Origin of the sequence: Pseudomonas sp. (assembly GCF_037994325.1) — a bacterium.
In the GTDB taxonomy this organism is placed as follows: Bacteria; Pseudomonadota; Gammaproteobacteria; order Pseudomonadales; family Pseudomonadaceae; genus Aquipseudomonas.
Genome location: NZ_JBBNAH010000328.1, coordinates 1 through 9,075 on the forward strand (window position 1 = coordinate 1; position 9,075 = coordinate 9,075).

Sequence of the window (9,075 nt, forward strand, 5' to 3'; positions counted from 1 at the left end):
ATTTAAGCAGCAACACCAACACCAACGTCACCACGGCGATCGGTCCGCTGCGCGGGTCTTTCATAATGCTCAGGGTGCGTTCGCGGTCGCCAAAGCCGCCCAACCAAGCGTCGGCACTATCGGCCAGCCCATCAAGGTGCAGTGCACCACTTAGCGCCACCCAGGCGGCCAGTATCAACGCCGCATGCAGCAGCACGGGGGCGCCATTTAGCACCGCGTCCAGGCCATACAGCAGCAGCCCGATCAGCAAACCCACCACGGGGTACCACAGCAGCGAGCGCCCTAGTTGCTCCGGGCTCGGCATACCCGGCAAACGCACCGGCAAGCTGGTGAGAAATTGCATGGCAATTAACAGCGGCAGCATCAAACCTCCGTGAGCAAACAAGGCGCCTGCACCTTCAAGCGATGCAGGCTGGCGTGGGCGACTTCCACTTGCAGCAGTTGCTCGCGCGGTAAACCACGGGCCTGGGCCAAGAGTAGGCGCATCACACCGCCATGGCTGATGACTAATACGCGCTGCCCTTCATACGCGGTCGCCAAGCGTTCGATAGCGGCCAACACCCGCTGAGCAAACGCCAATACCGGCTCACCGGCCGGCGGAGTAAAAGCGTAAGGATCATTCCAGAACAGCCCCAGCTCAGCCTCTTGATCGGCCATCAAGGCCAAGGCGGTCTGGCCCTCCCAGGCGCCAAAGTGCAGTTCACGCAGATCCGCGTCCAGCACCACTGGCACACCGCGCTGTGCCGCCAACTCACGGGCAAAGGCAGCACAGCGTTGCAATGGCGAGCTGACAATCACATCCCATGGCCCGGCATCGGCCACCGCGTTACGCAGTTGCGCCCAGCCTTCTGCCGTTAGCGCGTCGTCGATACTGCCGCGAAAGCCGCCGGCCAGTTCCGTAGCACCATGGCGCAGCAGGCTGAGGTGCACCGTCATGCCGGGCGATCCGCCACCGCAGCCTCGGCAAAGGTGGCCATATCGCTGTGCAGGCAGCAGGCCATTTGCAGCAACGGCACCGCCAATGCCGCACCACTGCCCTCGCCCAGGCGCAAGCCCAGTTGCAGCAGGGGCTCGGCTTGCAAGGCTTCAAGCACGGCGTGGTGGCCGGGTTCAGCGCCCTGGTGCGCAAACAGCAGCCACTGCCGACAATCGGCATTTAGGCGCACGGCGAGCAAAGCGGCGACGGTACAGATAAAACCGTCGACCAACACCGTCAGCCCCTCCTGCGCACAGGCGATATACGCCCCCACCAGCGCGGCGATTTCAAAACCGCCCAGGTGTTGCAACAGTGCCAGCGGATCGGCCAGGTGCGCCGTATGCAGCTCCAGCGCCGCCTCAGTCACCGCCACTTTATGGGCGACACCTGCCTCATCCAGTCCAGTGCCAGGCCCAACAATCAGCTTTACCGCGCAACCGAGCATGGCGCTGGCCAGGGCGCTGGCGGCGGTGGTATTGCCGATGCCCATTTCGCCACCGATATACAGCTGCGCACCGCTGGCTTTGGCACGGCGCACGCTATCGCGCCCAGCTTCCAGGGCGATATACAGCTGGGTTTGGGTCATCGCCGGCCCCTGGGCAAAGTTAAACGTACCCGCACCCAGGTTGAGGTGGCGCACATTGGGCAGCGGCTCTAGCGGCACCGCAGTGCCGAGGTCGATGACTTCCAACGCTGCATCCAGATGCCGGGCCAATACGCTGATAGCCGCGCCGCCATTGACGAAGTTGCGCAGCATTTGCCCAGTTACTTCCTGCGGATAGGCCGATACGCCTTCGGCCACCACACCATGGTCAGCGGCAAAAATGGCGATCCACAGGCTATCCACCACCGGCCGCTCGCGGCCTTGCATGGCGGCCAGGTCGATGGCCAGTTGTTCCAGCGCCGCCAATGAGCCTGCGGGTTTGGTCAAAACCTGCTGCCGGGCCTGGGCTTTGCCTTTAGCGACAACGTCCAGCGGCTGCACGGGGGCCTCCCACCAAGACAAACTCATAACGGCGCTCCTTTAAGAATCATGGGTAAACCAGCCACGGTGAAAATCACCCGCTGGCAACGTTCAGCCAGGGCTTGGTGCAGCCAGCCGGCTTCATCGACATAACGACGGGTGAGCTCGCCCATGGGCACCACACCCAGGCCGGTTTCGTTGCTGACCAACAGCAAACGCCCGGGCAGATTATCCAGGCAGGCCAGCAACGCATCACGCTCGGCGGCCAAGCGGTGCGGGTCATCGAGCATCAGCAGGTTGGTGAGCCAGAGGGTCAGGCAATCCACCAGCAAGCACTGTTCGGGCGCAGCGTGGGCTTGCAGCACCTCAGCCAGGCGAATCGGTTCCTCGACCAGGCCCCACTGCGCCGGACGACGTTCACGGTGCTGGCGAATACGTTCGCTCATCTCGCCATCGCGCGGCTCGGACGTGGCGATATAGGTGACCGGCCAACCGCTTTGCAGAGCCAGGCGTTCAGCCAAGCGGCTTTTGCCAGAACGGGCGCCGCCGAGAATTAGCTCATGCATGGTTCACTCCTTGAACGCTGGCGCTGGGAACGTGGGTTTGCCGCGATATTCTGGGTCCCCGTCTGCGCGGGGACGACGGTGTAATAGGTGCATTCCCGCGCAGAATGTAGGTTGGGTCGGTCCGCGTGCGGTGAGCCGAAGGCGAAGCCCAACATAACGCCCGCCGCACGGTGCTGGGTTTCGCTGCGCTCACCTACGCGGCCGGCCCAACCTACGTAGACGTATGGCTGCTTATAACCCACACATGCCCCGCAATTTATCCGTATCCAAATGCTGTTCCACCAAGTCGGCCAAACGCTGCAAATCTCGTTCACGCAGGGCGTGGTAGTCGACTTCTTGCACATCCTTTAGCCCCGCCCAGCGCAATAACGCGCTGCTCGACGCCGGGCTTTCGAACAGGCCATGCAGGTAGGTGCCAATCACCTGTCCATCGGCACTGCGCACGCCATCGCAGCGGCCGTCATCCAGCTGCACCGCAGGCAATTCCAACGCCGGCCCGCTGCTAACCCCGGCATGAATTTCATAGCCGCTGATGGCCGCGTCTTCCAGACACAAGCGCCCCTGCACAGTGCGCAGCTGTTTGTGTTCGGCCAATACCGTGTCGAACGCCAGCAAGCCTAGACCGGGGCTGGACCCTGCGGCACCTTCCAGGCCCAACGGGTCATGCAATTGGCTACCGAGCATTTGCAAACCACCGCATACACCGAGCAGTTTGCCGCCATAGCGCAAGTGTCGCTGCAGCGCCTCCTCCCAGCCATTGCGGCGCAGAAACGCCAGGTCGCTGCGCACGCTTTTTGAACCGGGCAAGATGATTAAATCCGCCGGCGGAATGGCGTGGCCGGGGCCGATAAACTGCAGGTCGACCTGCGGGTGCAAGCGCAACGGGTCAAAGTCGGTGTGGTTGCTGATACGTGGCAGCACCGGCACTACAACTTTTAGCACCTGCTCGGCTTTGGCGATTTGCCGGGTGTCGATGGCGTCTTCGGCCTCCAGGTGCAGGTCGGTGACGTAGGGCAATACGCCGAGCACCGGCTTGCCGGTGCGCTGTTCCAGCCAGTCGAGGCCCGGTTGCAGCAAGCTAAGGGCACCCCGGAAGCGGTTGATAACAAAGCCTTTGACCCGCGCCTGCTCACTCTCGGAAAGCAACTCCAAGGTGCCGACCAAGTGGGCAAACACGCCACCGCGGTCGATATCGGCGATCAAAATCACCGGGCAATCCACCGCTTCGGCAAAGCCCATATTGGCGATATCGCCGGCGCGCAAGTTGATCTCCGCTGGCGAGCCGGCGCCCTCCACCATCACCACCTGGTAGGCACGGCTCAGGCGACCGTGGGACTGCAACACCGCCTGCATGGCGACCTTTTTATAGTCGTGGTACGCCGCCGCTTCCATGCTGCTAACGGCGCGGCCATGGATGATCACCTGGGCGCCGGTGTCGCTGTTGGGCTTGAGCAACACCGGGTTCATATCGGTGTGCGCCGCCAGCCCGCAGGCTTGCGCCTGCACAGCCTGGGCGCGGCCGATCTCGCCGCCGTCGACGGTGACCGCCGAATTAAGCGCCATGTTTTGCGGCTTAAAGGGCACCACGGCCACGCCCTGGCGGTGCAGCCAGCGGCATAGCGCGGCGACCAGGGTACTTTTGCCAGCATCGGAGGTGGTGCCCTGCACCATTAATGTCGCGGCTTGCGCCGGCAAGCTACTCATCAACCAGCTCCTTAAGCGCCTGGGCTAAACGGTGGAACTGCGCCTCATCGGCAGGCAGGCCAAAGCGCAGGCTGCTGTGCTCGGTAAACAGGCGCAGCAAGATGCCGCGACGGGCAAAAAATGCATGTACGGCAGCCGCCCGCTCGCCTTGCCACCATTGAAACAACCCGCAGCCACCCGTGGGTTTTAAGCCATGTTCGCTAAGCAGTGCAGCCAAGCGTTGACTGGCTTGCAGGGCACGTTGGCGTTGCTGCGCCTGCGCCGTTTGCTGGGCAAAACAATGCGTAGCGATAACCCGCGTCGGGCCATTGATCGTCCATGGCCCCAACTGCTGAGCCAGCGCTTGCAACAGCGGCTCGGCGGCCAGCACGCAGCCAAGACGCGCGCCAGCCAAGCCGAAAAACTTGCCAAACGAGCGCAGCACAATCAGCCCCGCGCGATCGCTTTCAGCGGCCAGGCTGTGCTCGGGGGTGATGTCAATAAACGCCTCGTCCACCAACAGCCAACCGCCGCGCGGCGCCAACCTGGCGTGCCAGTTCAGCAACTGCTCGCGGCTACACAAACGGCCGGTGGGGTTGTTTGGGTTGACCACCACCAGTACGTCGAGGCTATCGAGTTGCGTCTGCACGTGCTGATCAGCTATTTCCACCACCTCGTGTCCGGCCTGGCGCCAGGCATGGGCATGTTCGGCGTAGCACGGCGACAACACGCCAACCCGACTGGGCGGGCGCAAGCGCGGCAGCATTTGAATGGCCGCCTGGGAACCGGCGACGGGCAACAATTGCTCAACGCCGTAATAGGCGCAAGCGGCCGCCTGCAAGCCGTCATCCGCTTCCGGCAAGCGCGCCCAGGCGTTCAGCGGAATCTCCGGCAGCGCAAAGGGCCACGGCGCAATACCGGTAGACAGATCCAGCCACTCGCTCACGGCAATACCGTGGTCACGCGCTGCCTGCTGCAAGCGCCCGCCATGGGCCAGCCCGCCGTCGATTGCGTTAGGCAAACAGACGCCCTCCCAGGAGCAAAATCAGTAACCACAGCAGCACGCCACGGCGCACCAAACGCACCGCACGTTCGATGCTGTCGGCATCCGCTGGCGGCCCCTCGCCCAACGGTGGGCGTTCGCGCAAGGCGCCGTGGTACATCGCCGGGCGGCCCAAGGCCACGCCCAGCGCGCCGGCACCAGCGGCCATTACCGGGCCGGCATTCGGGCTGTACCAGGTAAAGCCTTGGCGCCACCAACAACGCAGAGCCAGGCGCGTATTGCCGAGCACGGCATAGGTCAGCGCCACCAGGCGCGCGGGCACCAGATTGAGCACGTCGTCAATGCGCGCCGCCGCCCAACCAAAGCGTTCAAAACGTGGATTGCGGTAGCCCCACATGGCGTCAAGGGTGTTGCTCAGGCGATAAAGCACCACGCCCGGCGCTCCCAGCAGCACAAACCAGAACAGCGCGGCGAACACCGCATCGCTGCCGTTTTCCAGCACCGATTCGGTGGCGGCCAGCGCAACACCCTGCTCGTCCAGCGCTGAAGTGTCGCGGCTGACGATATAGCCGACGCGCTCGCGGGCTTTGTCCAGGTCGCCGTCACGCAATGCCTGAAAAATCGGCTGCGCATGCTCGGTCAGGCTTTGCATGCCGAGGGCGATATACAGCGCAATGATTTCCACCAGCCAGCCGACATAGGGCAACAGGCTCAGCAGCCAGGCAGCCAGGGTCAGCGGCACTACCGCCAGCACCCAAGCGGTAACGCCATGGCTGCGCCACCCCCGGCCGCTGTCGCCGTCGGCAGCGCTAAAGGGTTTATTAAAACGATGCTCCAGGGCATTGGCTAAACGGCCAAAACCCACCAGCGGATGCCAACGCTTTGGCTCGCCCAACCAAGCGTCCAAGGCCACGCCAGCGACACTGAGCAAGGCAACGCTCATTGCGCCTCCGGCCAGGTGTCGGTGAACAGCAAGTCTTGTAACGGGCGCGGTGTCGCCCAGCCTTCTTGCTGCAGCATTGGCTCGCTATAGAACGCGGTGACCGGGCCCAAACACAGCACCGCGACAGGCTTTGCGCCGGCCGGCATGTGCAGCAAGTCTGCCAATGCCTGCGGCTCAAAAAGTGATACCCAACCCACGCCCAAGCCCTCGGCACGCGCTGCCAGCCAAAAATTTTGTATGGCGCAGGAAACCGAGGCCAAGTCCATTTCCGGCAAGGTGCGCCGGCCAAACACATGGGCTTCGCGGCCATCGCCGAGGGCGACTACCAATAGCTCGGCACAGTCGTGAATACCCTCCACCTTCAAGCGCATAAACTCATCGGCGCGCTGACCCAAGGCGTCGGCCGTGCGCACCCGCTCCGCTTCCACCAGGCCATGGATGGCCGAGCGTAGTTCAGGGCGGGTAATGCGGATAAACCGCCACGGTTGCATCAGCCCCACGCTGGGCGCGTGGTGCGCCGCTTCTAACAAGCGCGCCAATACCTCGGGCGCCACCGTGCCAGCGCTGAAATGGCGCATATCGCGGCGCTCGGCAATGGCCCGGTAGATGGCCGCGCGCTCGGCGGCACTGTAAGCGTGGTCGCTCATGCCGACAGGGCTTCCAGGTTATTACGCGGCACGGCGGGCGCTACGCCAGGCATAAACAACGCCGCAGCGGCCGCCGGATTGGACGGCATATACAGGTGGATATACGAAGCCGTTAGCCGCCCAATGCGATACACCGCTTCCGCCGTGCGCTTGTAGGTTGGGCACACGCCACGGGCCAAGGGCTCTAGAGCGCAGTCCAGTTCCGAATAGTGGTAGGTATGCCCGCGCAGGCGGCCTTCCGGCAGTTCGATTTCCTGCAAGGCCAGGGCCTTGAGCTTTTTATGCATTTGCGCGCTGCCGGGCAGCAAACCAAGCAGCTCGCCACTGGCGCCGTCTTTGTCAGTCAACGCATTGAGCAGATAGAGCATGCCGCCGCATTCGGCGTGAATTGGTTTGCCGGCGCCATGGTGGGCGTGAATGGCAGCGCGCATGGCCTGGTTGGCTTCTAGCGGCTGCAAGTGCAATTCCGGATAACCGCCCGGCAGATACAGGCTATCGACCTCGGGCAATTCGCTGTCGCGCAGGGGCGAAAACTCAATCAGCTCGGCGCCGAGTTCGCGCAGCAGATCAAGGTTGGCCTGGTAGAGAAAGGCGAACGAGGTATCACGCGCTACGCCGATGCGAACGCCCTTGAGCAAGGGCGCAATTGCACGGACATGTTCCGGGGCTACAAAGGTAACCGGCGGCGGTAAAGTGGTGTCAGCACTGGCGGCCAAGGCATCGGCGGCCGCATCCAAGCGTGCATCGAGGTCTTCAAGTTCCTCAGCCTGCACCAGGCCCAAATGCCGGCTGGGTAGTTCAATCGCGGTGCTACGGGGCAAGGCGCCGTACCACTTGATGCCTGTTGGTAAGCAATCGCGGAGAATTTCGCCATGGCGCGCGCTGCCGGTGCGGTTGGCCAACACGCCGGAGAACGGCAAGTCGGCCTGGTAGGTGGCCATGCCGTGGGCCATGGCGCCAAAGGTTTGCGCCATGCCGGAGCCGTCAATCAGGGCCAACACCGGCACGCCGAAATGCCGCGCCAGGTCGGCCGCCGATGGCGTGCCGTCAAACAGGCCCATCACCCCCTCAATCAGAATCAGGTCCGCCTCGGCGGCAGCTTCCCAGAGCAGACGCCGGCTTTCTTCGGCGCCGACCATCCACAAATCCAACTGGTACACCGGCGCGCCGCTGGCGCGGGCGAGAATCATCGGGTCGAGAAAATCCGGGCCGCATTTAAACACCCGCACCCGTTTGCCTTGGCGGGTATGCAAGCGCGCCAAGGCGGCGGTCACGGTGGTTTTGCCCTGGCCGGAAGCTGGCGCGGCAATCAACAGCGCCGGGCAGCGATGGGAAGTGGTATCGGTCAAAACTCCACCCCGGCCTGGGCCTTAACGCCAGCTTTATAGGCGTGTTTGATCATGCCCATTTCGGTGACGGTATCGGCCGCTTCAATCAACGCAGGCGGAGCACCACGGCCGGTGGCCACCACATGCTGAAACTCCGGGCGGCCGCCAATATCGGCGAGCACGGTGTCGAGGTCGAGGTAGTGGTGTTTCAGGGCGATGTTCAGCTCGTCGAGCACCACCAAGCCAATGGCTGGGTCGTTGAGCATTTGTTTGGCCACGGCCCAGGCGGCCACGGCTTTGTCGATATCGCGTTGGCGGTCCTGGGTGTCCCAGGTGTAGCCCTCGCCCATCACGTGGTAGCTGACTTCTTCGGGGAAGCGGCGGAAGAACTTTTCCTCGCCGGTGCTGGCCGCGCCTTTGATGAACTGCACCACGCCGACTTTCATACCATGGCCCAAGGCCCGCGCCACCATGCCAAACGCCGAGCTGCTTTTGCCTTTGCCATTGCCGCTGTGCACCAGCAACAGGCCGTATTCGTCTTGGGCTTGGGCGATTTTCTCGTCGATCAGGGCTTTTTTGCGGGCCATGCGCGCTTTGTGGCGGGCGTCGCGCTCTGCGGATTCGCTCATCTCTTACCTCTGCTAGCCAGGGTCAAAGCTCAATTGAGGCTAGCGGAGAATGGCAGACGCACGGCGGCTGAAGATACAGCCAACCGACGCCAGACAAAGCCCTCCGCAATGCCATGGAACTGCAGCAGGCCGGTCTCCGGGCTTATGAGCGTGGCCAGAAAGGGCCAACAGAAAACCGCGCCTTCCCGTGATTTCACAGTGGCTCGTGCAGGTTTCAGCTCAATTACCGTTGCGGGGGCAGCGTTGGAATCGGGCGTTCAGCCAACGTGAACGCGTTACCAACTTCCCAGTTTCACCCCGTGAAAAACGAGGCACCTGAAGCAAGGCAGGCAGGGT

General features: G+C 63.1%; 10 protein-coding genes and 1 riboswitch. All 10 genes read right to left on the reverse strand.

All coding sequences use genetic code 11. The annotated features are described in order from the left end of the window. Positions 1-364, reverse strand: a 364-nt coding sequence (locus tag AAAB16_RS11020) for an adenosylcobinamide-GDP ribazoletransferase (protein WP_340663351.1), incomplete at its 3' end; no start/stop codon positions are given. After that, on the reverse strand, positions 364-936 hold the full coding sequence (cobC, locus tag AAAB16_RS11025) for an alpha-ribazole phosphatase family protein (RefSeq protein WP_340663352.1): 573 nt from the start codon (positions 934-936) through the stop codon (positions 364-366). The genes AAAB16_RS11020 and cobC, both read right to left, overlap by 1 nt. After that, positions 933-1,988, reverse strand: a complete 1,056-nt coding sequence (gene cobT, locus AAAB16_RS11030; RefSeq protein WP_340663353.1) for a nicotinate-nucleotide--dimethylbenzimidazole phosphoribosyltransferase — start codon at positions 1,986-1,988, stop codon at positions 933-935. Before cobT ends, cobC begins: the two co-directional genes overlap by 4 nt. After that, positions 1,985-2,506, reverse strand: coding sequence for a bifunctional adenosylcobinamide kinase/adenosylcobinamide-phosphate guanylyltransferase (cobU, locus tag AAAB16_RS11035; protein ID WP_340663354.1), 522 nt, complete (start codon positions 2,504-2,506; stop codon positions 1,985-1,987). The genes cobT and cobU overlap by 4 nt, the downstream gene beginning before the upstream one ends. Positions 2,507-2,737: 231 nt before the next feature. Continuing rightward, positions 2,738-4,210: a cobyric acid synthase gene (locus tag AAAB16_RS11040; RefSeq protein WP_340663355.1), complete on the reverse strand. Its 1,473-nt coding sequence runs from the start codon at positions 4,208-4,210 to the stop codon at positions 2,738-2,740. Beyond that, complete coding sequence (gene cobD, locus AAAB16_RS11045) at positions 4,203-5,210, reverse strand: threonine-phosphate decarboxylase CobD (RefSeq protein ID WP_340663356.1); 1,008 nt, start codon at positions 5,208-5,210, stop codon at positions 4,203-4,205. Before cobD ends, AAAB16_RS11040 begins: the two co-directional genes overlap by 8 nt. Continuing rightward, a complete protein-coding gene (cbiB, locus tag AAAB16_RS11050) occupies positions 5,203-6,135 on the reverse strand; it encodes an adenosylcobinamide-phosphate synthase CbiB (RefSeq protein ID WP_340663357.1) in 933 nt (310 codons plus the stop codon). The genes cobD and cbiB overlap by 8 nt, the downstream gene beginning before the upstream one ends. After that, positions 6,132-6,782 (reverse strand): 5,6-dimethylbenzimidazole synthase, encoded by a 651-nt coding sequence (gene bluB, locus AAAB16_RS11055; protein WP_340663358.1) that lies wholly within the window; start codon positions 6,780-6,782, stop codon positions 6,132-6,134. The genes cbiB and bluB overlap by 4 nt, the downstream gene beginning before the upstream one ends. After that, on the reverse strand, positions 6,779-8,131 hold the full coding sequence (locus tag AAAB16_RS11060; RefSeq protein WP_340663359.1) for a cobyrinate a,c-diamide synthase: 1,353 nt from the start codon (positions 8,129-8,131) through the stop codon (positions 6,779-6,781). The genes bluB and AAAB16_RS11060 overlap by 4 nt, the downstream gene beginning before the upstream one ends. Continuing rightward, on the reverse strand, positions 8,128-8,739 hold the full coding sequence (gene cobO / locus AAAB16_RS11065; RefSeq protein WP_340663360.1) for a cob(I)yrinic acid a,c-diamide adenosyltransferase: 612 nt from the start codon (positions 8,737-8,739) through the stop codon (positions 8,128-8,130). The genes AAAB16_RS11060 and cobO overlap by 4 nt, the downstream gene beginning before the upstream one ends. 109 nt (positions 8,740-8,848) lie before the next feature. Further along, positions 8,849-9,073, reverse strand: a riboswitch (cobalamin riboswitch). Positions 9,074-9,075 lie beyond the last annotated feature (2 nt).